At 67.3% G+C, this 24,274-nt stretch carries 14 protein-coding genes; 9 read left to right on the plus strand and 5 right to left on the minus strand.

The window, feature by feature from the left end; translation table 11 throughout:
• Positions 1-36 precede the first annotated feature (36 nt).
• From ABNQ40_RS08580 to ABNQ40_RS08605, 6 genes are all read left to right on the plus strand, one after another.
• Entirely contained in the window at positions 37-744 is a 708-nt protein-coding gene (locus tag ABNQ40_RS08580; RefSeq protein WP_109047005.1) for a C40 family peptidase, read from the plus strand.
• Positions 737-5,353, plus strand: coding sequence for a phage tail protein (locus ABNQ40_RS08585; protein WP_247879440.1), 4,617 nt, complete (start codon positions 737-739; stop codon positions 5,351-5,353). The genes ABNQ40_RS08580 and ABNQ40_RS08585 overlap by 8 nt, the downstream gene beginning before the upstream one ends.
• A gap of 3 nt (positions 5,354-5,356) precedes the next feature.
• The gene (locus tag ABNQ40_RS08590; RefSeq protein ID WP_109047004.1) at positions 5,357-5,788 is read left to right on the plus strand and encodes a hypothetical protein; all 432 of its coding nucleotides are present in this window, start codon (positions 5,357-5,359) and stop codon (positions 5,786-5,788) included.
• Positions 5,785-5,994: a hypothetical protein gene (locus ABNQ40_RS08595; RefSeq protein WP_109047003.1), complete on the plus strand. Its 210-nt coding sequence runs from the start codon at positions 5,785-5,787 to the stop codon at positions 5,992-5,994. The genes ABNQ40_RS08590 and ABNQ40_RS08595 overlap by 4 nt, the downstream gene beginning before the upstream one ends.
• Before the next feature lies 1 nt (position 5,995).
• Positions 5,996-12,529, plus strand: a complete 6,534-nt coding sequence (locus ABNQ40_RS08600; RefSeq protein WP_247879439.1) for a LamG domain-containing protein — start codon at positions 5,996-5,998, stop codon at positions 12,527-12,529.
• 136 nt (positions 12,530-12,665) lie between these two features.
• The gene (locus ABNQ40_RS08605; RefSeq protein WP_109047001.1) at positions 12,666-13,172 is read left to right on the plus strand and encodes a lysozyme; all 507 of its coding nucleotides are present in this window, start codon (positions 12,666-12,668) and stop codon (positions 13,170-13,172) included.
• 64 nt (positions 13,173-13,236) lie between these two features.
• Here ABNQ40_RS08605 and ABNQ40_RS08610 read toward each other — a convergent pair whose 3' ends face one another.
• Positions 13,237-14,148 carry a recombinase family protein gene (locus ABNQ40_RS08610; RefSeq protein WP_109047000.1) on the minus strand — a complete coding sequence of 304 codons (912 nt, stop codon included), beginning with the start codon at positions 14,146-14,148 and terminating at the stop codon, positions 13,237-13,239.
• A 354-nt stretch (positions 14,149-14,502) separates the two neighbouring features.
• Between ABNQ40_RS08610 and ABNQ40_RS08615 the strand changes: the two genes are divergently transcribed.
• Together ABNQ40_RS08615 and ABNQ40_RS08620 are read left to right on the plus strand one after the other, a co-directional pair.
• Positions 14,503-15,555 (plus strand): hypothetical protein, encoded by a 1,053-nt coding sequence (locus ABNQ40_RS08615; protein ID WP_146255362.1) that lies wholly within the window; start codon positions 14,503-14,505, stop codon positions 15,553-15,555.
• A 204-nt stretch (positions 15,556-15,759) separates the two neighbouring features.
• Complete coding sequence (locus ABNQ40_RS08620) at positions 15,760-16,380, plus strand: glycosyltransferase family 9 protein (protein ID WP_146255361.1); 621 nt, start codon at positions 15,760-15,762, stop codon at positions 16,378-16,380.
• Positions 16,381-16,476: 96 nt separating this feature from the next.
• On the opposite strand, the gene ABNQ40_RS08625 is transcribed toward ABNQ40_RS08620, so the two are convergent.
• The 3 genes from ABNQ40_RS08625 to ABNQ40_RS08635 form a co-directional block, all read right to left on the minus strand.
• Positions 16,477-17,769, minus strand: coding sequence for a tetratricopeptide repeat protein (locus ABNQ40_RS08625; protein WP_247879438.1), 1,293 nt, complete (start codon positions 17,767-17,769; stop codon positions 16,477-16,479).
• Positions 17,770-18,101: 332 nt separating this feature from the next.
• Entirely contained in the window at positions 18,102-18,536 is a 435-nt protein-coding gene (locus tag ABNQ40_RS08630; protein ID WP_109047085.1) for a hypothetical protein, read from the minus strand.
• Positions 18,537-19,568: 1,032 nt separating this feature from the next.
• Positions 19,569-20,246: a ParA family protein gene (locus ABNQ40_RS08635; RefSeq protein ID WP_109046996.1), complete on the minus strand. Its 678-nt coding sequence runs from the start codon at positions 20,244-20,246 to the stop codon at positions 19,569-19,571.
• Positions 20,247-20,609: 363 nt separating this feature from the next.
• On the opposite strand from ABNQ40_RS08635, the gene ABNQ40_RS08640 reads away from it, so the two are divergent.
• Complete coding sequence (locus ABNQ40_RS08640; protein WP_109046995.1) at positions 20,610-22,568, plus strand: hypothetical protein; 1,959 nt, start codon at positions 20,610-20,612, stop codon at positions 22,566-22,568.
• 22 nt (positions 22,569-22,590) lie between these two features.
• Here ABNQ40_RS08640 and ABNQ40_RS08645 read toward each other — a convergent pair whose 3' ends face one another.
• The gene (locus ABNQ40_RS08645; RefSeq protein WP_109046994.1) at positions 22,591-23,997 is read right to left on the minus strand and encodes a tetratricopeptide repeat protein; all 1,407 of its coding nucleotides are present in this window, start codon (positions 23,995-23,997) and stop codon (positions 22,591-22,593) included.
• Positions 23,998-24,274: the final 277 nt, after the last annotated feature.

Raw genomic sequence — 24,274 nt, forward strand, 5'->3', positions numbered from 1 at the left:
TGCCCCTCCCCTCACACTCAGAGGAGCCAGCAGCGCATGTTCACCGCTGACGCGATCCTCGCGATGAAGCGCCACGCCCTGGCCGACTATCCGCGCGAGAGCTGCGGTCTGGTGGTTGCCGGCACCTACCGGCCCCTGTCCAACCGCGCCGCCGATCCGGCGGCCCATTTCCGCATCGACGATGCCGACTACCTCGCCCATGCCGGCGCCATCGACGCCATCGTCCACAGCCATCCGGATGGGCCGCTCCACCCGTCGGCCGCCGACATGCGCGGCCAGATCGACAGCGCGGTCCCCTGGGCGATCCTGGCCACCGACGGCGAGCGCTGCTCCGATCCGATCCTCTGGGGCGACGGCGTGCCGGCGCCCGATCTGATCGGCCGCGAGTTCCTCCATGGCGTGACTGACTGCTACGCCCTGGTGCGCGACTGGTTCCAGCTGGAGCGGGGCATCCGGCTGCCGGATTTTCCCCGCGACGACGAGTGGTGGCACGCCGGCAAGAACCTCTATCTCGACCATTTCGCCGATGCCGGCTTCTCGGTGGTCCGTTCCGGCGAGGCGACGGCCGGCGACGTCGCGCTGATGACCGTGCTGTCGCCGGTGCCCAACCATGCCGGCGTCGTCCTCGACGGCGGCCTGCTGCTGCACCACCTGCCGCGCCGCCTGTCGCGCCGCGAACCGTTCGGCCCCTGGCACCGGCAGATCGTCCACATCCTGCGTCACAAGGATCTCGCTCATGGCTAGGATCCATCTGCACGGCGCGCTCGGCCGCCAATTCGGGCGCCTTGCCGACTATCAGGTCCGCGACGCCGCCGAGGCGATCCGGGCGCTCGCCGCCAACCATCCCGATTTCGAGAAGGTCTTCCGCGAAGGCTCCTACCGGCTGGTCCGCGGCCCGCGCTCGCGCGGCGGTGTCGACCTGACCCTCGACACCCTGGCGCTCGGGCTGGGCAGCGCCGACCTGCACATCATCCCGGTTCCGGCCGGCGCCAAGAGCGGCGGCGCCGGCAAGGCGATCATGGGCGCGCTGATCATGGTCGTGGCGATCTATGCCGCGCCTGCTGTTGTCGGCGCGCTCGGCCCGACCCAGGGACTTGGTGCGGCAGCAATCTCAGCGGGCAGTTTCTCCGTCTCCTACGGCTCAATCGCCCTGTTCGGCGCATCGATGATGCTGTCCGGCATCAGCCAGATGCTGTCGCCGACCCCCAAGGCCAACCTGCCCGACAGCAAGCAGAGCTACCTGTTCTCCGGCCCGGTCAACGTCACCGAACAGGGCGGGTCGGTTCCCCTGGTCTATGGCCGCTGCTGGGTCGGCTCGACCGTCATCTCCTCCGGCATGGATACGGAGCAGGTCGGAACCGTCCAGCCCCAGCCGGCGGTATCGGCCGTCACCGCCGCTTCGGCTGAAGGTCCGGCAGGCGGCATCCAGGGGGCCAAGGGCGGCAAGTCCGGCCGCGGCGGTTCCGGCGCCACGGAGGACGCCAACAGCCTGCAATCCGCCGCGACCGCCCGGGTGATCGACCTGCTGGGCGAAGGCGAGATCGTCGGGCTGGTGAATGAGGGGAAGAGCATCTATTTCGACGGCACGCCGCTGATCGCCTCCGACGGGACGGAGAACTTCAAGGGCGTGAGCTGGAAGCTGCTCAAGGGACTGCCCTCCCAGGACGCCGTCGAGGGCTTCACCGACAGCGAGACCTCCGTCGCGGTCGGCGTCGAGGTGAAGAAGGACAGCCCGGTCGTCCGCACCATCCACAGCGACGAGATCGACACCGCGCGCATCGTGCTGCGTTGGAACGCGCTGACCGAGCAGGACACGTCCAGTGGCGATCTGCACGGGTCTTCGGTGGAGCTGACCATCGAGGGACGGGCGGCCAATGGCAGCTGGACGCACCTGCTTGGCGACACGGTGAGCGGCAAGACCACCAGCGCCTATGAACGGTCCTACAAGGTCGGGCTGCGCCGGCTGGGCAAGGCGCCCTACGACATCCGCGTCACCCGCGTCACCCCCGATGCGACCCGCGCCTCGGTCCAGAACAGCTTCTCCTGGTCCCATTATGCCGAGATCGTCGAGTCCAAGTTCGGTTTCGACAATTCGGCGCTGGTCGCGCTGACGGTCAAGGCCGAGCAGTTCGGAAACTCGATTCCCGAGCGGGCCTATGACGTCAAGGGCCTGAAGATCCGGGTTCCATCCAACTATGACCCCGAGACGCGGACCTATTCCGGCCGGTGGGACGGCAGCTTCAAAACCGCCTGGAGCGACAACCCGGCCTGGGTGCTCTACGACCTGCTGACCAACAGGCGCTACGGCCTGGGCCAGTCGATCTCCGAAGCGGCGGTCGACCACTGGTCGCTCTACACCATCGGCGTCTATTGCGACCAGCCGGTCAAGTCGGGCCGGCTGGACGCCAGCCGCCGCGACATCATGGAGCCGCGCTTCACCTTCAACGGGGTGATCTCCGGCCGGACCGAAGCCTACCGCGTCCTCCAGTCCATCGCCTCGACCTTCCGCGGCCTGATCTTCTGGTCGGCCGGCGGCGTGCTGGCCCGCGCCGACATGCCGGCCGATCCGATCAAGCTGGTCACCCCGGCCAACGTCATCGGCGGCAGCTTCACCTATTCCGGCACGGCGCTGAAGGCCCGCCACACCGCGGCGCTGATCACCTTCAACGACCCCGACGACGGCTACCGCCCGACGGTCGAGGTCGTCGAGAATGCCGGGATGATCCAGCGCTACGGCTGGCGGCCGATCGAGGCGACGGCCTATGGCTGCACCCGGCGCAGCCAGGCCCGCCGCCTCGGCCTGTGGATGCTCGACAGCGAGCAGCACGAGACCGAGACCGTCACCTACCGCTGCTCCTTCGACCATCTCGACGTCATGCCGGGCGACGTGGTGAAGCTGGCCGACCCGAACTGGGCGCTGGTGCGCACCGGCGGGCGGCTGGTCGCCTACGACCCGGAGCGGCAGGTCGTCACGCTCGACGACACGGTGACACTGGAAGCCAACCAAAGCCACGTGCTGGCGCTCACCCTGCCGGACGGGCGGCTGGTCGACTGCCCAGTCCGCCGCCCGGTGCAGTCCACCGAGGAGCACACCACCGGCCAGCTCGCCATCGATGCGGCTCCGCTCGGCGGCGCGGTGCCGCAGCCGCATGCGGTGTGGATCCTGACCGCCACCAACCTTGCCCCGCGCCTGTTCCGGGTGCGCGCCGTCACCGAGAAATCGCCCGGCGTCTACGAGGTCACTGCCCTTCTGCACGAGCCCGGCAAATATGCCCGTGTCGAGGAGGGCGTGCAGATCGAGCCGGTGGCGACCCAGAGCGCCGCCAACGCCATCCCCTCCCCCGCCAACCTCGCGGCGGTGGAAAGTGCCTATTGGGTCAACGGCCTGCCGCAGGCCCGGCTGACCGTCAGCTGGACGCCCAGCGACGATGCCCGCATCTCCGGCTACCGCGCCGACGTGATGACGCCGGGCGGCCAGTGGCAGGAATGGAAGGTCACCCGCGCCGGCAGCTTCGACATCGAGCCGGCGGCGGAGGGCGTCTACACCCTCCGCATCACGGCATTTGCCTACGACAACCGCCGCTCGGCGCCGGCGGAAATCCGGGCCACGGTGCGCGGCAAGGGCACGCCGCCCGGCCAGCCGGCCGGGCTGGTCGCCAAAGGCGGGCTGCGCCAGATCGCCCTGTCCTGGGTCAATCCGCCCGACACCGACCTCTCCCACATCGAGGTGCTGGAGGGGGCGGCGAACGATCTGTCGGCCGCCGCCGTCATCAGCACGGTCAAGGGCAACGCCTTCGTGCGCGCCGGGTTGGGCGGGCTGGTCACGCGCTACTACTGGGTGCGCGCCGTCGATCTCGGCGGCAATGTCAGCGACGTCAATTCCAACATCGGTACCGGCGCCACCACCGAGCAGATTTCCCACGACGACCTCGCCGACAAGCTGGTCTCGGAATCGAAGCTCGCTCCCTTCATGGCCGAGCGCATCACCGGGATCGAGAAGATCGCCGAGACGGTCACGTCCGGTCTGGTGCGCGTCAACGACAGCTATGGCCGCATCCGTAGCGAGATCGGCAGGCGCGAGGCCGACGTCGCGGAGGTGAAGGCGGATGTCAGGCAGGTCCAGGACGACACGCAGTCGCTGGCGAGCCGGGTCACCACCGTTGCCGCCGAGTTCGACGGGCAGATCGCCACCGTCAAGGAGGAGCTGACGGCGCTGGTGACGGCGGACGAGGCGACGGCGACGCGCATCGACACGGTGGTCGCGACCTGGGACGGAAATCTGGCCGGCGTGCAGGCGAAGCTGACCGCGACGGCGAACGATACCCGGACCAACGCCGAGCGCATCGACAGCGTCGTCGCCGGCTACGACAAGAGCTTGGCCGGCTATGACAGCCGCATCACCGCCAACGCGACCGCGACTGGCGCGCTCACCACGCGCCTCGATACCATCGGTGCATCGGTCGACGGCGTGAAGGCGGGGCTGACCAGCGAGCAGACTGCCCGTGCCGACGCCGTCGGTGCTCTCGCCAGCCGGATCGACAGCGCGTATGCGCATATCGACGGTGTGTCGGGGGCGTTTCAAAGCCAAGTCAACATTGCGGTCGACAAGGCAAAAGCCGCTGCCGACAGGGTGGACGAGCTGAACACCACCGTCGGCAAGAACACGACCAGCATCAGTCAGCACACGGCGTCGATCAACGGGCTGTCGGGGCAGTGGACGGTCAAGATCGACAACAACGGCGCCATCAGCGGGTTCGGCCTTTCCTCGGACCCGGCCGATGAGAGCGGGGTGCGATCCGAGTTCTATGTGCGGGCCGACCGTTTCCTGATCGGCATTACCGGCCCTGGGGGCAGCATCGACCATCCCTTCGTCATCGGTCGGGTGGATGGGGTGCCCCGCATCTCCATGTCCGCCGCCTTCATCCAGGACGCCTCGATCAACAGCGCGAAAATCCAGGATGCCTCGATCAATAGCGCGAAGATCAGAGATGCAACGATCTCCAGCGCGCACATCCAGGATCTGACGATCCGGGGCCAGAAGATCGAGGACTTCGCCACCGGCAACATGACCGGCGTCACCGGGGCGGTCCAGTTCCGGGAAGGCATCCCGATCACCATCGCCACCACCGGCAAGCCGGTGGCGTTGATCGCCACCGTCACCGGCGTGCCCCCGCGCAGCGGCGGTGGCGAAAACTCAACCTTTGATCCGGGTTTCGACGCCCGCGCCCGCGCGCTGGTGATCGGCACGGCACCCGGCGTGAACACCTATCGGGCCTGCGACATCCTCGGCACCTACCTGCCGCCCAACGGGCAGGTCGAATGCACCATCATCGCCATCGAACTGCGGAAGTAGCCCATGCCCAGCATCGCCGACCCCTTGCCGCCGTTGACCGGAATGCTCGGTCTGTTCGACCCTTCCTACGCCGCCTTCACCGTCTATGACGGCGAGGGTCGCATCCATGGTGCCGGCACCTGCGCCGCCGACGTGGTCGAGATGCAGACCGGCGGCCGCCCCGGTCTCGCCGTGATCGCCGCGGAAGCGCATCACCTGAGCGATTATATCGACCTGTCGGGCGAGGCTCCGGCGGTGCGTCGCCGCCCCACCATCGCCGGTCTCGACCAACTGCCGGATGGGGCGGTGGTGGAGGTGCGCTGCCTCATCACCGGCTCGACGAAAAGCTACACCGTCGACGACGGCTCCTTCCAATACGACGACCTGCCCGGGACCTATCGGGTGACGGTGCGCCGCTTTCCCTACATGGACTTCGTCACGGAGATCCGGCTGTGAAAGTCATCAACACCCGCACCCGCGACGAGATCGCGAAGCTGCGCCAGCAGGCCTACCTCGCCGCATGGCCGGCGGCCCGGCAGCTGGAAGCCCAGCAGGACATGCTGAACGGCGACCCCGTCAAATGGGAGCGCATGCGCGCCGACTTCTCGGCGATCCGCGCGCTCTACCCCTATTCCGACACGACCCCCAGCGAGGAGAACTGACATGGCCGGCTGGTATCGCCAAGGCACCGTTGCCCTGACCCCCGGATCGGCCGCCGTCGCCGGCGCCGGCACCATGTGGATGGGCGTCGTGCGTCCTGGCTCCGCCTTCACCACCGACGGCAGGACGCTCTACGAGATCCGCGAGGTCGCCAACGACCGCACGCTGACCCTCGACCGCCCCTGGGAGGGCGAGACGGCGGCGGCGTCCGCCTATGCCGTCATCGCCGCGTCGGCGACCCTGTCCAACGCCGAACTGGCCGGCGAGATCGCAGCGATGGTCGCGAAATGGGCGGTGCGCGAGGACCAGTATGACGACTGGCTAGGCGGCTCCCCGAACGGCGGCCCGAATGCCGACGGCAAGTACCCGCTGACCGACAGCAAGGGTGTCACCCGTCTGGTCGAAAGCCCGGCCCGCCTGCTCCAGCTCCTCGACGACGGGGTGGTGGAGCATGCCGCGCAGATCATTGCCGCCATCGAGGATGACGTGGCGATGGCACGGCAGGCCGCCACTGCCGCCACGGCGGCGATGACGGCCGTCGGCGCCGACCGGCAGGCCGTAGCGCAAGCCGCCGCGACCGTCGCTGCGCAGACCGGCGAAAGCACCGCCGCCGCCGCGACCGCGACCGCCCAGGCGGCCATCGCCGTCCACCATGCCGATGAAGCCGCCAACAGCGCCGCCGCTGCCGCCGGGCTGGAGGCGTCCGCCACCGCGGCGCTTGCCACCGTGGAAACCGCACGCGACATCGTGCTGGCGGCGCGGACCGAAGCCGGCACGGCGGCGACCGGCGCCCTGTCCGCCAGAACGACGGCCGAGGCGGCGCGCGACACCGCGACCGCTGCGCGGGATGCTGCCCAACAGGCGCGCGACGCGGCGGTGACGGCGCGGACGCAGGCACAGGACTGGGCGGTGAAGACCGATGCCCCGGTCTCCGGCAGCCTGAAATCAGCGCTGTCCTACGCCCTGGACGCAGCCTCCCAGGCTTCCGTCGCCACCGGCAAGGCGATGGAGGCCGCCGGCAGTGCCGCTGCCGCCGCCGCGAGCGCTGCCGCTCTCGACACTGCGGCAACCGCTGCGCAGGCCGCCGCCGGCGATGCCGCGACCGGCGCCCAGACCGCGACCGCCAAGGCTGCCGCTGCTGCCATCTCCGCTGACACCGCCCGTTCGGCCGCACAGCAGGCGGAAACCGCCGGGTCCGGCAGCGCCACGGCCAGAGCCGCGGCGGAGGCGGCCCGCGACAGCGCGGCCATTGCCATGACGGCGGCGCAGGTCGCGGCCTCCCAGGCCGGCCAGTCGCAGACCAACGCCGCCAACAGTGCGCAGACCTCGGCAACGGCGGCGGCGGACGCGATCTCGGCAAAGTCCGATGCCACCGCCGCCCGCGATCTGGCCGTGGCCGCCCGCACGGAGGCCCAGGGTGCCCGCGATCTGGCCCAGGCCTTCGCCCAGGGTGCCGTCGGCTATCAGCCCAGCCCGGGTGTCTATTCCGCTTTCCATTGGTCTGAGCAGGCCAAGGGCCATGCCCAGACCGCCGCGACCATCGTCGGCGGCTCCAATTTCGGCATCGTCGGCGACGGCACCTCGCAGCGCTTCGCCGCGGAGAACCCCGGATCGCTGCTGAACCTCGTGCAGGCTCCGGGCGGCAAGCTCACCTTCAACCCGGGCAACCGCGCGGTCTCCTTCGGCTTCGATGCCACGACGGCGCCGGTGGCGGCATCCGGCAACATCACCGCCGGCACGGTGCAGGGAGCGCTGGAGGAGATCGACCACCGGCTGTCCACCCTGTCGCAGGACAACATCGCCAACGGCGGCGGCTCGGTGCGGGTGACGGAGGACGGAGCGGTCGAGATCGTCCCGGCCGCCGGCCGGCCGGCGACCTACAAGGGTGGCGAGCTGCACAGCTCCGTCACCGCCTACGGCAAGGTGGAGACGGATACCGCCATCGCCACCATGATCGCTGCCGGGCAGGCGGCCGGTGCGGCCAAGCTGACGACGCCCCGCACCATCGCTTTGTCGGGCGGGGCGACCGGCACGGCGACCGCGTTCGACGGCACCCAGAACATCGCCATCCCGGTGACGGCGGTGGCGGCGTCGGCGCTGACCGGCACCATCGACATCGCCCGTCTGCCGACAGGGGCGCTGGAACGCCTGTATCCGGTCGCCAGCGATGCCGAGCGCTTCGCTTTGACCACCGCCCAGGTGCAGAAGGGCGACACGGTGCAGGTCGGCGGCACCGGCGGCCTGATGTATCTGGTCGTCGACGAAAGCAATCTCGGCAACGCAACGGGCTACCGGGCCTACACAGCGGCACGCGCTTCGGCGGTGGACTGGTCCGGGGTGGAGAGCAAGCCGGCTCTGCTGACCGCCCTCGCTTCGCTCGACGCTGGCAGCGGCGTCCTGGTGCAGACCGGGGCGGGCGCCGCCGCCAAGCGGGCCGTCGGCGTCGCCAGCGGCACGGACATTCCCGACAGGGCGGCAGCGGATGGGCGCTATGCGCAGCTTGCCGCCGATCCCACCTTCAGCTCGACTCTCAGCATCCAGAACTCTGCGCGGGCCGAGGCTCTCCATGTGGGAAATACCGGCGGATCGAAGTACACCTTCGTCGGATGGCATGACGCCAGCGGCTTCGGTCGGATTGGCGCTTACGGTTCCGGCGCATGGCAGAATTTCGCCATCTCGGAGGGAGGGTCGCTGACCGCCGTCGGCACGACCGCGATGCCGACCGGCGGGGCCAAGCTGAACGTCGCCGGCGGCATCCAGGTGGACAACAAGGATGTCTGGCACGCGGGCAACCTCGTTCCGGGCAACTATGCCACGATTGCCTCGGCCAACACTTTTAACGGCAAGCAGACGATACTCGGAACCGGCGCGAATTTGCCGTCCAACACCGGCATCGCGTCGGCCATCGGCAACACCGCCGGTTTCGAGATTCAGTCGCAGGGCACCGGCACCCCCGCCGGGGCCGCGTTCATGTCCTTCCACCGCCCCGGCAACTATGCGGTGCATGTCGGTCTCGACACCGACAACGAGCTCAAGATCGGCGGCTGGTCGATGGGCGGGGTCGCCCATAAGGTCTGGCATGCGGGCAACCTGCCCGTGACGATCTCCGGCAACGCCGTCGATTTCAAGGCCAATCCCACAGTCAACGGTGCTCCACTCGTCACCAACAGCGGTACCAACACCGTCACCAAGTCGGCCGTCACGGTTCTCCCCGCCACCGGCAGCCTCGACGTTCCCGCCAAATCCATCCTGGGGGTCTACAGCCAGTTCGTCGGCCAGGCTTTCAACGTCGATTACAACACCGAGGCCAACTACACCCAGGAGAACGCCGCCACCGGCACCGATCAGGTCGGCGGGGCTTTCCAGCTTTACAACACAGCCGGCGCTCAGATCGACAGCGCCACCAAGCTGCTGATCCACGCCGATGGCGCCAACGGCTCGACCGAGATCATCGATGAGCGCGGCATCACGCCGTTCGGCACCCATTGCGGCTACATTCCCAAGGACTCGTCGTTCCTGGCGAGCAAGTCCTTCAAGCTGGCGTTTGGCGCTTCGCAGAACTTCACGATGGAAGGCTGGGTTCGGATCAATCCGCAGGCATCAGGTGGGGGCGACTCCCATATTCTCGACTGCTCCGATACCTCTGCGGACAGCGAACAGCGCCTGCGCATTGGCTACATCGTCGCTCAGACCAGATTTTATTTCGTTGTGAACGGAATCCAGGTCAACGCCAGCACGACATCGACCTATGACGCTTGGCATCACGTCGCCGTTGTCCGCTACAATGGAACGATGACCTTGTACGTGGACGGCGTGTCGGTCGGGTCCACCACGACGGCCTTCACGTTCCCGGATGCCCGCCTGCTGATCGGGCAGAAGAGCGGTTCGACCGCGCATGGTCTGGATGGCTGGATCGACCAGCTGCGCGTCTCCAAGGTTGCTCGCTACACCGCCGGCTTCACGGTGCCGAGCACCGCCTTCTCCACCGATGCCGACACCGTGCATCTGTTCTCCTTCGACGACGGCCATGGCGGGCAGGTGCTGAAGGATCGGGCCAACAGCGGTCATGAAGTCGGCGTTATTGGAAACGCCACCATCTCCAACGTTTGGGCGAAGTTCGGCACGACTTCCCTGCGCCTGCCTGGAGATAATGGCGTCCGGGTTGCGCAGTCAAAGGGACACTCCGACTTCAGCCTGGGGTCCAACGATTTCACTATTGACGGCTTGGGGCGGTTTGATGCCATAGGGCAGCAGACTTTGATCAATATGGGCACACCCAGCGCACATATTGGGCTGTTGCTCCGTAGTCTTGCCGATGGGACGTTGCGCTTCTACCTGTCGTCCAATGCTTCCTCTTGGGATTTGGCAAGCGGTGTCTTGGTCGGTACTTACGCGATCAACACTCCCTTCCATTGGGCGATCACCCGCAGCGGCTCGAACATTTATCTGTTCAAGGACGGCGTGCTGCAAAACACGGTTGTCGTCAACACCTCCAGCATCACCACCCTGACCCAGGCAGTGATCGGCGGGCTCACCGCTGCCGCGTCCGGTGACAACATGACCGGCTACATCGACGAGGTTCGCATCAAGCGCGGCGAGGCTGTGTGGACCTCCAACTTCACCGTGCCTACCTCTGCCTATACTGCCGATGACCGCACAATCCTGTTGCTGCACTTCGAAGGGGCCGACGGCGACAAAGTAACTTTGGACAGCAGCGGGGCGAGCTACAGCACCAATGTCTTCGGCGACACGACGCCGCCGAATATGCTATATAATGGGTCGCCCAGCCTCTCGGCCACCAATACGCGGGGCGGACACGCCACATCCATTGCCCTGTCCGGAGCCCCGCAGTGCTTCTACATTCCATTCGCTACGCCCACCTCGGGTCATCCGATCTACTTCGGAGCCAACGCCAAGCTGTGCATTGAAGCGTGGGTGTACTTGCCCAGCATCCCCAGCGGGACCGCTTATGAACTCTTCTCGTTGATCAGCGCGTCCAGCACCGTCGCCAATATGCGCTGCTACGTCAACTCGGGCAGCGGAACTGTGTACGCCGTCATCTCCGGCACGCCTGCTACAAACAGTTCGACAGCGGTGTTGGCAGGATGGAACCATATCGCACTTATCCGCGACGGCCGGGGCTGGGCCATCGCTGTGAACGGCTCAGTTGGCTCGTTCTCCAACCCGCACCTCAATCCCACCTATGTCAGCGAGGGCTATAATTTCAACTTCGGGGTGTTCAACAGCGGCGGCAGCCTTATCAATTACTGGATCGGCGCTTTCGATGCCATCCGCGTCACCAACGGCCAGCCCCGCTACACCGCCAACTTCACCCCGGCAACGTTGGTCGCCGACGACATGACCACGCTGATGTGGGAGTTCAACGGCGCGGTCGGCCAGAAATGGGTCAAGGAACTGTCTGGCAACAGCGCGCTGATCTCCGCCGCCAACAACGCCCGTACGGTGAAGGATGGGGTCTACATCGCCCCGACCGTCGTTTCGGGAAACAGCTCCCTGTCGGTCTCGACCGCCCAGACCAAGTTCGGGTCCGGCAGCCTGTGCGGCAACGGCTCCAACGGCAACAAGCAGATGCTGTCGAACGCCCCCTGGATGTCCGGGGCGAACGCGCTGACCATCGAGGCGTGGGTCTACCCCACCACCTCGACCACCAACATCATCGCGCAGAAGTGGGACGGCACCAACGAAACCTGGCAACTCTGGCTGGAGTCCGGCACCAATTACCCGGTGTTCCGCTGGAACAACATGGCGAACAACTGCAAGGAGTTGACCGCCATCGCGTTCAACACCTGGACCCATCTGATGGTCACGGTGGGGGCTGACGGCGTCGTCACCCATTACATCAACGGCGTCAAGAAGACCACGGTGAGCGGGCCGGTCGTGCGGACCGACACGTCCGGCGCCCTCTATCTTGGCGGCGCCTACGACGGCACCGGCAATTTCGTCGGCTACATCGACGAGATGCGGCTGTCCTCCACGCTGCGGCAGACCGCCACCTTCAGCCCGGCGACCATCCCCTACGGCGCGAGCTACGTCACCGGCCCCTTCTATGTGGCGACGCTCGACAGCAGCCGCATCGACGTGTCGGATTGGAGCACGATCCACTCGGCGACGATCACGCAGACCACCCCGCCCGGCACCAGCATCAAGTGGCTGGTCAGCTTCGACGGCCGGGCGACGTGGCGGAAGTGGGACGGATCGGCCTGGGTTGTCGTGCCCCTCAACAGCGGGGCCAGCATCGACACCAACGGCAACGATTATCTGACCCTGCAGAATGCCCTCAAAAACCTGAATGTGGAGAGCTACGGCACCATCGACTTCGCCTTCTCGCTGAAGACGGCCAATCCGAACTTTTCGCCCAGCGTCGATGCGGTGACTCTGGCCCGCGACGAGTACGAGCTCGGGGCCGCCAAGATCGACTACACGATCAAGCGCAACGGTGCGGCCGGGGCCGAAATCCACCGCATCACCAACCTGAAGCCCTACCCGGTCAACGTCGTCTACGACTACGTCGCCTGACGCGGGCGGTCCCGGGGCCATCCCCGGGACCCTGGCCCCGATCCGGTGGAGCGCTGTCGCCCTGACGGTCCCGGCAGCGCTCCGCCGGATCCGTTCCCACCCTGTCTCCCCACCTATCGCCCGGGAGTCCCGATCCATGCCCGATCCGATCTGCAAGGCCGCCATCGACCTTGTGAAGCATTTCGAAGGCCTGTCGCTCGACGCCTATCTCTGCCCGGCCGGCATTCCGACCATCGGTTACGGCCACACCGCCGGGGTGACGCTCGGGCAGAGCATCACTGCCGCAAGGGCCGAAACGCTGCTGTCCCGCGACCTCGCCGCCGCGGCGGCCGTGGTCGACAGGCTGGTGACTGTGCCGCTGAATGGCGGGCAGCGCGGCGCGCTCGCCAGCTTCGTCTTCAATCTGGGACGGGGGAACTTCCAATCCTCGACCCTGCTGAAGCGGCTCAACATGGGGGACCATGAGGGGGCCGCCGGCGAGTTCGGCCGCTGGGTCTACGCCACCGTCAATGGCAGGAAAACGCAGCTTCCAGGTCTGGTGAAGCGCCGGGAGGCCGAGGCACTGCTGTTCCGCCGCAATCTTTTCCTGACCAGGATCGCCGCGGCCGATCCGATGCCGCAGGCCCTCAAGGAGCCCGCATGATCCCGTGCTTTTCCCTCGTCGCCGGTCCTGCCGCCAAGCCGGGGTGCAGAAGGCTGACCGCCCGCTACGCGCTCTCCGGCTTTCGCACCATCCCCTGATCCCGGGCGCGATCCAACAGGTTCTTCACCGACGACCGGCTCCAGCGCAGACCGCCGCGCGGCGTGCGCTGTCCCATGCTTTGCAGCCGGCGCGCGATGCCATCGAGTGTGATGCCGGGCTCGGCCCGCGCCAGCCCCGCCACCATCAGCACGAGGTCGTTGCTGTCTACCCGCTTGGGCGCCGCATCGAGAAGGTTCTGACGAACCAGCCCCGCTGCGGCCAGCCGGCGGATGGCGCGGATCAGGCTGTTGGGAGTCCATGGCTTGCGATCCCACGGCCGGGTCCGCCCCTGCGCCTTCAATGCCCGCACGACCTGATCCCATGGTGCCGTCGGGCGCAGAGCCTCGACGGTCGGCAGGAACTCCTGGGCGTGTGCGACGACCAGCTCGTCGCGAGCGGCCTCACGGCCCTGCCGTGCCTTTTCCAGTGCCGCCGGGTCCCGTCGGCGCAGGCCGGGATTGCCGGGCTCCTTCCCCCTGGCCACCGCGGCCCTGAGCCCGGCGATCGAGCGCTCGCGGATCAATGCCCGTTCCAACTCGGCCGCGGCACCGAGAACCTGCAGGGCAAAGCGCCCCTGCGGGCTGGTGGTGTCGATCGGGTCGCTCAGCGACTTGAAGGCGACGCCGCGCTGCCCCAGCCCGTCGATCACCTCCAGCAGATGGAACAGCGAGCGTGCGAGCCGGTCGATGCGCGCCACCACCAGCGTGTCACCTTTCCTCAGGCTGGCGAGCGCCTTGGCCAGCACCGGCCGGTCACGGTCGCCACCCGAGGCATGCTCCTCGAAGATGACCGTGCAGCCGGCCTGCCGCAGGGCGAGCAGCTGGGAGTCGGTGGATTGGTCTTCGGTGGAGACGCGGGCGTAAGCGACGAGGGCCATCGGGATGTCCTGGGCATTCTGGGCGGAGACGCACCTGTCGGGCTCTTTGTACAGAGTATCAGTCGATTTCATCCACCCGGATGAACATGGATGCAGGATGCGAAGGTGGAAAACTGCCCCGGATTGCGGCCCCGGAATCCCTCTTCCGGTTCCGGCATTTGGTGCGCGACAAAAGGCCAGGATCGCCGGCGGGGGCGGGGCGACGCCAGCGTGAGCACCGACATCCCGAGCGTTGATTGCGTCGCGCGGAAGCGCTTGGAATCGCCCGTTTCCGATACCGGGTGTATTGGACAGGTTCCCGAATTTTCATTATCAAATATCGATAACTGACTGTTATATAAAGATATGAAGGATTTGCGCCTTTCCGACCCCCTCCTCCTTCTCGGTCCCTTGGAGCGAGCAGCCAAGGCTGTCGGGCGGCTGGCCCAGGCAACCACCGGCAGTCCGGTTCTGGCCGCCTGGCTGCATCGGTCGCGGGTCGAGGCTGTTGCCGACATCGCCGACAGTCAGGGGCGCCGCGTCGATCCCAACCGACTGCGCACTCTGCTGGCTCAGGTGCCGACACGTGCTCTGCGCGACTGGGGGGCCACCATGCTGGCCCTCGACCTGATGCGGCAGATGCTCTCCGACCCCAGCCCGCCGGCATTCGCTCCGACCAGTATGGACGGGGCGCTCGCCCGGATGGAGGAAGCCCATGCCACAGTTGGACCGGCGGTGCTGGTCGCGTGCGGAGTTGGCTTCTTCGCCCATCTGGAAGCCGGCGGCGACCGCAGCGGAGCCTGTCTGGCTGTTTCCCGTTTCCTCGCCGCTCAAGGGATGACGCCGCTGCCGCTGCCCTGCCTGAACGGGGTCGAGGCGATCCGCCGCGCCGAACCGGACGGGATGTGGCTGGTCGCCTTCCTCGACGGCATCGCCCGGCAAGCGGAACAGGGGGAGGATGGTCTCACCGCTCTGCTGCATCGCTGGCGCGGCTGGCGCCGGCGCGTCGGCGACCGGCGCAGCGACGCCCGTATCCGCCGGGCCGTCGATGCGGTGGCGGCGGAAGGGGTGATCGGCCCGGCCCGGTTGGCCGCCCGGCTGCGTTGCGCCACCAGTGCCGCTACCGACCTGCTGGAGGAATTGCAGCGGCTGGAGATCGCCGTGGAGATCACACGCCGGCGCACCCACCGTGTCTTCGTGGCGGAGGATCTGGCGGCGATGCTGGGGGAGGTGGCGCCGCGGTCCGCGGTGGCGGCGGCCGGAGCCGTTCCTGGGATCGCGCCCGTGGCTCCCGCCGAACCGGACCGGTGGGTGGAACCGGCCGAAGGCGTCGACGATGCGCTTGCGAACCTGGAGCGTATCCTGAAGCGGCAGGATCCATTGCTGGCGCGTTATGGCCGGATCGCGGGGGCATCAGGCGAGGAGTAGGGGGGACGGCACGGTATTCAAACCGGCAAAATCCCCACCTCCCCTCTCCCGTTCCCTGTTGTGGGGGAGCCAGATTGCGCTGGACAGCTTGCATGAACCGTTGGCAATCAGCAGCTGTGGTTATGCGATACCCGCCTCGTTTCCCTGCTGCGGCGCTCTCTGAAGGGAACGGAGGTGGTGGGGCGGGATGCCGATCCCTCTGCCGTGTCGACATCCGCTCTGGTGGATGACTGTGTGGCACGGGTTCCGGTCGGTGACCTGCCGCGGTATCTGCGGCGCCGACCGGAGGATTTTGCCGGCCAACGCCCCTATCTGGTCGCTGATCCACAGCGGGTTGCCGCCTTGCGGGCCCGTCACCGCGATGTCCAGCTGTGTATCGGCCTCTCCTGGCGCTCGGTTGCCAGTGCAGAACGCTCGCTCGGTCTGGAGCAGCTTTTGGCGGCCCTCGCTCCAGGGGGGGCGGCAGCCGGAGGGCGGCTCATCAGCTTGCAATACGGTGTCGACGACCAAGAGCGGCGCATCGCCGGCCTTTTTCATGAAACAAGCGTTGACCCATCGGGCGATCTCGATGGCTTTGCCTCCCTGGTGGCGGCGATGAATTTGGTCATCACCATCGACAACACCACGGCGCACATGGCCGGTGGGCTTGGTGTTCCAGGCTGGGTGCTGCTGCCGTTCATGCCGGCGTGGTTCTGGGGGGTGGCTGCGGCCACATCCCCCTGGTACCCGAGTTTGCGGCTTTTCCGCCAGACGACGCCCGGGGATTGGAGGGGCGTGCTGGGCGAGGTGGGCCGGGCGTTACGGTCCGTGGGAGGAACGCCATGAGGACGGGGCGTCAGGCATGAGCGGGAAATTGCCTGACGCCGTGAGCACAGCGGAACCACTCCGCTCCGTCCCGACGCTCAATGGCCGCGTCCGATCTCAGGTCCTGAGCGCCACCAGCTGACGCAGGGCCTGTTCGGCGGCGGCGAACACGCTGTCCCAGTCGCCCGGGGTGGTCTGGCGGAACAGACGCATCGACGGGTACCAGGGGGTGGTGTCCGCCCACTCGCCCTTGCCGTCGCCATAGACCCAGTAGGGCATGAACTGCAGCAGGTTCCAAACCGGGCGGCCCAGCGAGCCGGCCAGATGGGCCACCGAACTGTCGGTCATGATCACCAGATCGAGCCGTTCCAGCACCGCCGCGGTATCGGCGAAATCGTTGAAATGCTGCCCCAGCGGCGTGATCAGGGTGGAGGTGCCGAGCGTCTCCAGCTCCGTCTCCGGCGGGCCCTTCTGGATGCTGTAGAGCCGCACATTCGGCACGTTGAGGAAGCGAAGGAAACGGCTGAGCGTGGTGGCGCGGCGCGCGTTGTCCTTGAAGGTGACGCGGCCGGACCAGATGATGCCGACCTTGATCGTGCCGTCCGGGCCGGGAACCAGCCGGGCGGCCTTCTCGCGTGCCTCGGCCGGAACAGTCAGGCGGGTGGGCGGCGGCACCGTGTCGATGGTCGTGCCCAGCCGGTGCGGCAGGCTCATCAGCGGGCAATGGACGTCATAGTGTGGATAAGGAGTGCCGGCGCGCACGAAGCCGTCGATGCCCTCCAGCCCGGACAGCAGGCGGTGCAGCTCCGGATGGCATTCCAGCAGGACCCGGCCGCCGCGCGCCTTGACCATCGGCGCATAGCGCGCGGTCAGCAGCACGTCGCCGAACCCCTGTTCGGTGGTCAGCAGGATGGTCTTGCCGTCGAGCGGCCCGCCATCCCACATTGTGCCGTCGGCGATGCGGTTCTGGTAGCTGGGCAGCGACAGGCGGGAATCGTAATCGCGGAAGCCTTCGGCATAGCGGCCGACCTGAAGCAGCGTCAGGGCGCGGTCCCACAGCAGCCCCGGGTCGTTGGGCCGGGCACGCAGGGCGACGTCCAGGATCTCCAGCGCGCGGTTGAACCGGCAGCCGTGCCGCAGCGCCACCACCAGGTTGGACAGCAGGTTGGCGTTGCCGCCCGACAGCACCACCGCATGCTCCTGTGCGGCGATGGCATCGGCATATTGCTCCACGTCGCCCAGCACGTTGCCGAGATTGGTCCAGGCGCCGACATGGCGCTGATCGATCTCCAGCGCGCGCCGCTGGCAGGCAATCGCCGCCTCCGGCTTGCCGGCCTGCCGCAGTAGGGCGCCCAGCGCGCTCCATACGTTGGGATCCCGCGGCTTCTGCTCCAGCATCCCTTCCAGCATCTTGATGCTGAGTCCGTGGGAGCCCTGGCTGGCTGCCGGAGTTGGGGCCGGAGTTGGGGCCGGCACCGGTGCGGGAGCCGGCGCCGATGATACCGGAACCGACGATATCGGATGCGGCGAGGCCTGAAGGGGCAAGGCTGCCTGGGAGGACGGCGCCGGGGCGGCCTGGGTGATGTTTGCCTTCATCTCTCGTCGTCGCTGGTGGTCTGCAGTCGGTTTGGAGCAGGAGCAGAGCGCGGGTAGGGCATAGACGGCTACTCATGGAGAGTCAAACCGTCCCTTCGGCTGCACTTGTGTGCTTCTTGAGGCCGCCCGGCGCTCATGCGGGAGGCTTAGCGCCGCCGCAGATCCTGAAGGTCGATGTCGTCTATCCGGAAGCCAGCCTGCCGAAGCGCCTTCAGCACGATCACCTTCTGGGCGGTGCCTTCGCGCGCGGCGGCCTGGCGCAGCTCCTCAACCAGATAATCGGGCAGCATCGCCTGCCACGGCCGGGTCGGCGCCGGACGGACGATGGTGGGCGCTGGAGCCGGCTGGGGCGCGGGCTGAACGGCGGGCTGGACAGCGGCCTGGGAGGTGGGCTGGGAGACGGTCGACGGCGATGCCGGCGGCTCCGTCTCGGTCGGCAGGAAGCCCTTGCTCAATCCGTACTGGCGGATCGGATCGATGTCGTTCGCGCCCAGTCCGCCGACCCCGATCCCGCCCAATGGAGGACGAGCCGGCTTGGCGGCAGGCTTAACGGTCGGCTTGGCGGGGCTGTCGGTCGACATGGGCACTCCGGTCAGGGCGATGCCGGCTCCAAGAGGGCCGGCCGAATAAGCCATGAAGCATTATCATGACTTGGTGTCCTGTCTTCGCGACATATGGCGGGTGGCCCCTGTGCCATGACGGAAAGCCGACCGGCGTGGCGCGGGGAGCACAGGGGGATAGCAAGGCATCATTCCAACACAAAAAATCATGACATAAAAACATGAGAACAAGTGCGGTCTCGGAGACTCCAAGAGGGGGCGGGCCGGCCATCGGTGGAAGAGGGATGGTCTTTCCGTCTGGAGCGGAGGCATCGCCGGCGAAAAAGCCGGGCGGGAAGGCCTATATGAATGGCTATTATGAAAACGAATCATGAAATGATGTACTGTGAGCTTGGCAATGTGGGGCCGGGCTGTGCCGGTTGTCCGGCATGCCCGCGGCAGTGGGACCGCGAGAAAGGCAGATGCCGTTGCCCGCATTGGCGGGGGTATCCGGTAAGACGCGATTGTCCTGCCCCGTCCGGCCGTTCCTCGGTCAGAATTGAATCTTCGCAGGGGTGGGCGATCATGATTTGGCGGATAGCGCCTTTCCGGGCGCCAGCGTTATCGAGATTCCATGAAATGATGAAAAGCCATGCTTTGGTCGGTTGAGTTGTTGTGCTTCTCCGGTCGCGTCGACGCGACCTCGCTTCAGCCTCATGCCTTCATCAACTTTCACCCTGACAAGAAGTCATGCCTAAAAATCATGATATGATAAACGGCAAGGAGATGCCGATCCTGCCCGCCCCGCTGCCGGGGTGATGGTGCCCCTTGCATCTGCCGGAGGGGAAGCCAAGCCAATCTCTCCGCTGATCCGCACCGGAACCGCCCACCGGTTTGAGGCCCCGCTCCCGATGCGCCCAATCCGCAAAAACGCAGCCCCGCCTTACCCTCAGGTCGCCGGTTATGCGATAAAAATCATTTCATGAAATATCTAAACAAATACATGATATGATCTCACGTCCTGAAACCGCGACTGCGCTCCCCCCACACCCTCCGGAAGCCGCCCGGTCCGCCTCACCCCCGCGGGATCAGTGGATTGGCCGGGGAGCTTTCCAGGAAGGCGACGAACTCGTCGGTCAGGGCGCGGACGTTCAGGTCGGCGTTGCTGTCGGGATTGACCTCGCCCGGACCGTGGCCGGTATAAGTCATCTCCTTCAGGAGGGAGCGCTCGATCAGTTCGGTGCGGAAGGCCGGGACGCCATGTTCGTCCAGCAGGCCGCGGGCATGGCGGTCGACGCGGGATTCGATGGCCGCCTGGGTGCGGACGATCACCACGCTGGAGGCCGGGGTGTGCTTCAGCACGCCGACGGAATCCGCCACCACCTTGAAGGTGCGCACCGTCTCCTTCACGTCCATGAAGGACTGCTGGGTCGGGATCAGCACCCCGTCGCTGACCGAGAAGGCGTAGAGCATGGTCAGGTTGCCGAAGCCGGCAAGGTCGATCAGCGTGTAGTCGAAGCTCGGCGCGTTCTCCTGCACCGTCTGGCGGACGTTCGATTCCGTGATCTCGTCCAGCACCCGCACCCCGGCATCGTTCCGCCGCCGCGCCCATTCGGCCAGATGCCGGTTGGGGTCGCAGTCGAGCAGAAGCACGCTTGCCTCGCGCCGGCGCAGTTCGGAGGTGAGCGCCATGACCAGACTGGTCTTGCCGACGCCGCCCTTGGTGGAGGCGAAACTGATGATCCGAGCCATGCGGTGGTTCCCGGTTGCAGAGGGGGAAAGCGGGGTGACCCGAGCGGGAGCTTTGCGGATTTACACGCAAGAACAGGAAAGATGGAAGTGGTTTCACGTCATGAAGAAGAAGCATGAAATCATGATATTTAAATATAAAATGGCTTTACGGTGGGCGGAAGGGATGCCGGGATGGCGGTTCTTCCCTGCCCCGGCGCTTGTCAGCCCCGGCGTCGCCATGGCATAGCCACCCGGCCCAGCCGTTGCGCCTCCCAGCCGGCGGCAAGCTGTGCCGTGCCCGGATCGACCGCTGCCTGCCTGCGGGTTCCGTGTCCAGCCCGCTCATCCCTCCGTCTCAGCCATTCCGTCGCCAGGATCCGCCGCATGACAGACGCCAGCTTTCTCCAGGTCCGGACCGATGCCGAAGCGGGGCGCCCCTGGCACGCCATGGAAGAGCTGCGGCGCATCCTGCAGCGGGATCCCGGGAATGCTGACGCGGTCAGGCTGTCGAAAACGGTCCTGACCGACATCTTTGCAAAGGGGAGCGACGCCTACCGGCATGGCCGGCTTGAGGTGGCGGTCTGGTGTTTCGTCCTTCTCTCGGAGTATGGCGCGCCGCGCGACACCCTTCGCACCAACTGCGAAGCCATGATTTCCATGATCCTTCAGCGCGCCACGGAGAATGCGAATGCCGGGCGGGCCGGCGACGCCAGGCGCGCCTGCCGGCTGCTGCTGGTCCTCGATCCGGCAATCGCCCAGGCGCATCTGCTCGTCGGGCAGTTCGAGCGCGGCGCCGACGGCGACGGGGCGGGGGCGGTCATGTCGATCGCCCGGGGCTTGCTGCTCGCCCCGGGGACGGCCCATGCCGGCCAGTTGCGCGACATCGCCATCCCGGCCGGCATCCGCGCCCTTGCCGAGTGGCTTGGCCGTGACCGGCCGGCGGCTCCGCTCCTGGGCGCGCTCGGCTGGCTGTGCCCGCCCGGTCAGGCGGAGGCTCTGACCCGTTGCCGCGGGATGACGTTTCAGGCGGAGGCGTGGCAGGGCGCCGGCCGAACGGAGGCACGCCGGCAGGCGGCCGCGGCCGCGATGCATTGGCTGGGAGACCTGCAGCAGGAGCGGCAGGGCTACCGCGACGCCCTGGAGGCCCACAGTCGAGGCTTCGACCTGTGGAACAGCCCGGCCGGACTGGAGCGCAAGGCGCAGGCCCAGCAGTATCTCGTCATCGAGGGGCTGCTGGAGAGCCTGAAGGGCTTCGCCTACGCCTATATCTACGACATGGACCGGCAGGCCGCGGCCCGTGCCTCCTTCGACAGCCTGTCGGCAACGATGGAGCGCCTGCTGGAGGCGCCCCGCATCGACAGCTGGACCCGCACGCAGCGCTGGACGACCCTGCTTGGCATGCGGTCGCTCGTCGGCTATGCGGCGGCGCTCGGACGCAACCCCACTCTTCCGCTGTCCGGCAATCCCTTTGCCGAAGACACGGCCACCAAAGACATGGCCGCCGAAGACATTGCAGGGGGACCGGCCGTCCCGGCGGAAGCAGCATCCCGGCGGGTCTTCGACTGTTGCACCTTCTTCAACGAGGCCGAGATCCTGGAGGTCCGGCTGGCCGAACTCTACGACGTGGTCGAGCGCTTCGTCGTGGTGGAGGCGTCCCACACCCATTCCGGCGAGCCCAAGGCGCTGACCTTCGGCGACCATCGCGAGCGGTTCCGGCCCTACATGGACAAGATCCGCTACGTGGTGGTGGACGAGCTTGTCGGCACCTTCTCCTGGCAGCGGGAAGCCTACCAGCGCGATGCCATCCTGCGCGGGCTGGACGGCTGCCGCGACGACGACATGGTCATCGTCTCCGACGTCGACGAGATCCTGCGGCGCGAGGTGGTGGAGCGGCTGCGCGGCGGCGGGCCGGCCTTCGACACCGTCTTCACCACTGAACTCGACCTGTTCTTCTACCGGCTGAACTATCGCTTCTCCCGCGACTGGCGTGCCGCCGGGGCCGCGCCCTTCCGCTTCATCCGGCAGATCGGCCCCAACGCCGTGCGCTACCTCGCCAAGCAGAACATCGGCCACCTCATCCGCGACGCCGGTTGGCATTTCAGCTGGATGGGCGATGTGTCGCGCTTCGCCGCCAAGCTGAACGCCTACGCCCATCAGGAGCATGCCCAGTCCTTCGGCGAAGGCAACATGGCGGATGTCGCCAGCTTCCTCGACGGCGGCGGCATCCTGCCCGAAGGCGCCCCCGGCGCCCGTGAAGGGTATGAGGTCGTGCCGCTCGACCGTCATCCCCGGCTGGTGCGCGACAGCCTCGACCGCTTCCGGGAGACAGGCTGGATCCGCTAAGACGGGCCGGCGCCGCCCGGCCTTATCCGGGCTTGACGTCGGCGGTGGTGCCGGCCCGGCGCTTCAGCCGGTGCATCGCCTGCTGGCCGCCGCCGGTGGCACGGACCGAATAGAAATAGGCGCTGTCGTCGGTCCAATAGCGGCCCTCGCCATCGACCATCACCGTGCTGCTGTGGATGTCGGCCGGATAGACGGTCAGGCGCGGTGCCGCCTCCGTCGTGAAGCCGGCCAGATGCACGGCGGCGAGCGCCGCCTGGTCGAGGAACCAGACCGGCAGGCCGCGATCCAGGAAATGGCGGATATAGCGCCGGGTCAGGTCGAGGAAACGCAGCGCCCCCATGGTCGGCCGGATGTGCAGCACGTCGGCGTAGAGCAGGCTCCAGATGTCCAGCCGCTTCAGCGCATGGCTCATCATCCCCAGGTCCGAGTGGGCGGAGGCCGCCAGCAGCGGGTTCAGGTCGCGGATCGCCATCAGGTCGACGTCCAGCATCAGCACCGGCCGCCTCCAGCGGGACAGCAGGTCGGGCAGCACCAGGAAACGGCTGCAGGCGTAATAGGTCTTGGCGTTGTCGCCCAGCGGCGTCAGGTCGATGGTCTCGCGCAGGACGATGAAGCGCCCGGCGCCATGGGCAGCGGCCAGGGACGCCACCGTCGCCTCGGCCTCCGCGTCGGGATTGATCAGGTGCAGGGCGATGGCGCAGTCCAGACCGCTGTCCTCGACGATGGACCGCACCATGGTCGGCAGGAACTTGCGCGCATAGACCGCGTCGCAGGATGCGTAGACCACCAGCGGCCGGTCGGCGCTTCCCGCCCCTTCGGCCAGCGTGGCGCGGATGCCGGCCGGCGGCGGCCCGTCACGCAGGGACGCCAGGAAGGCCGGGGCGGTGCGGGTGACGGCATCGCGTCCGCCATGGCGCTCCGCCGCCCGGAGGAACAGGGCGTCGGCCTCTTCCAGCCGGTGCTGTTCGGCGCACAGGCAGGCCAGCCGGCTCAGCGTGAAGGAGACTTCCGGATACAGCTCCAGCGCCCTGCGGTAGGCACGTTCGGCGCGCAGCCCCTGCCCGTCGCGGCGCAGCGCGTTGCCCAGCGCCACCAGCCCGACGCAGTCGTCGCGGCCCTGGAAGCGGTCCACGTCGTCGGCTTTTCCTAAATGGGTCAGAAGCTGCCACAGGTTGGAGCGCCGGGTCTGGTCGGCGGGCGTCAGCCGCCAGGAGGCGAGCGCATGGCCGGCCGCCTCCGCCATGTCCTGTCCGACCAGCAGTCGGGCGAGCGCGTCATGGGCCACCGCCATTCCGACTCCGCCCTTTTCCGCGTCACGTTCCAGCACCCGGCGGTAGAGCGCCATGGCGGTTTCGGGTCCGCCCGTCCGCTCGGCGTCGCGGGCCGCCTGCAGGTCGGCGAATGCGGTGGAGGGAGGGACAGAGGGCATCGGGATCGGCCTCGCAGGCTGGGGCGGGTTTCATCCCATGACGCCCCGTCCCTGACAAGCTGCCGGCGCATCCCTGCTATCTTCTCTCGAGTCGCGGTCTGCGAAGCCCGAATGCGCCATCCCGGGAGGATAGCCGATGCTCTAAATACGGGTCTGTAACCGTCCTGCGAAAATATTAAGGCGGTACCAAGCCAAAACATGGCCGTTCGAGGAGAACGCGCTTGAACAGCTCGCTGAATATCATCAAATGTCTGTATGGACCCAGGAAAGGGTTCCA

It is taken from the genome of Azospirillum sp. A23, assembly GCF_042938965.1.
GTDB classification, from domain to species: domain Bacteria; phylum Pseudomonadota; class Alphaproteobacteria; order Azospirillales; family Azospirillaceae; genus Azospirillum; species Azospirillum melinis.

Bases quoted from the DNA above. Each gene is read 5' to 3' on its own strand.
- ABNQ40_RS08585 (WP_247879440.1), top strand. From the start codon at position 737: ATGGCTAGGATCCATCTGCACGGCGCGCTCGGCCGCCAATTCGGGCGC.
- ABNQ40_RS08605 (WP_109047001.1), top strand. From the start codon at position 12,666: ATGCCCGATCCGATCTGCAAGGCCGCCATCGACCTTGTGAAGCATTTC.
- ABNQ40_RS08640 (WP_109046995.1), top strand. From the start codon at position 20,610: ATGACAGACGCCAGCTTTCTCCAGGTCCGGACCGATGCCGAAGCGGGG.
- ABNQ40_RS08590 (WP_109047004.1), top strand. From the start codon at position 5,357: ATGCCCAGCATCGCCGACCCCTTGCCGCCGTTGACCGGAATGCTCGGT.
- ABNQ40_RS08635 (WP_109046996.1), bottom strand. From the start codon at position 20,246: ATGGCTCGGATCATCAGTTTCGCCTCCACCAAGGGCGGCGTCGGCAAG.
- ABNQ40_RS08645 (WP_109046994.1), bottom strand. From the start codon at position 23,997: ATGCCCTCTGTCCCTCCCTCCACCGCATTCGCCGACCTGCAGGCGGCC.
- ABNQ40_RS08580 (WP_109047005.1), top strand. From the start codon at position 37: ATGTTCACCGCTGACGCGATCCTCGCGATGAAGCGCCACGCCCTGGCC.
- ABNQ40_RS08600 (WP_247879439.1), top strand. From the start codon at position 5,996: ATGGCCGGCTGGTATCGCCAAGGCACCGTTGCCCTGACCCCCGGATCG.
- ABNQ40_RS08610 (WP_109047000.1), bottom strand. From the start codon at position 14,148: ATGGCCCTCGTCGCTTACGCCCGCGTCTCCACCGAAGACCAATCCACC.
- ABNQ40_RS08630 (WP_109047085.1), bottom strand. From the start codon at position 18,536: ATGTCGACCGACAGCCCCGCCAAGCCGACCGTTAAGCCTGCCGCCAAG.
- ABNQ40_RS08625 (WP_247879438.1), bottom strand. From the start codon at position 17,769: ATGCTGGAAGGGATGCTGGAGCAGAAGCCGCGGGATCCCAACGTATGG.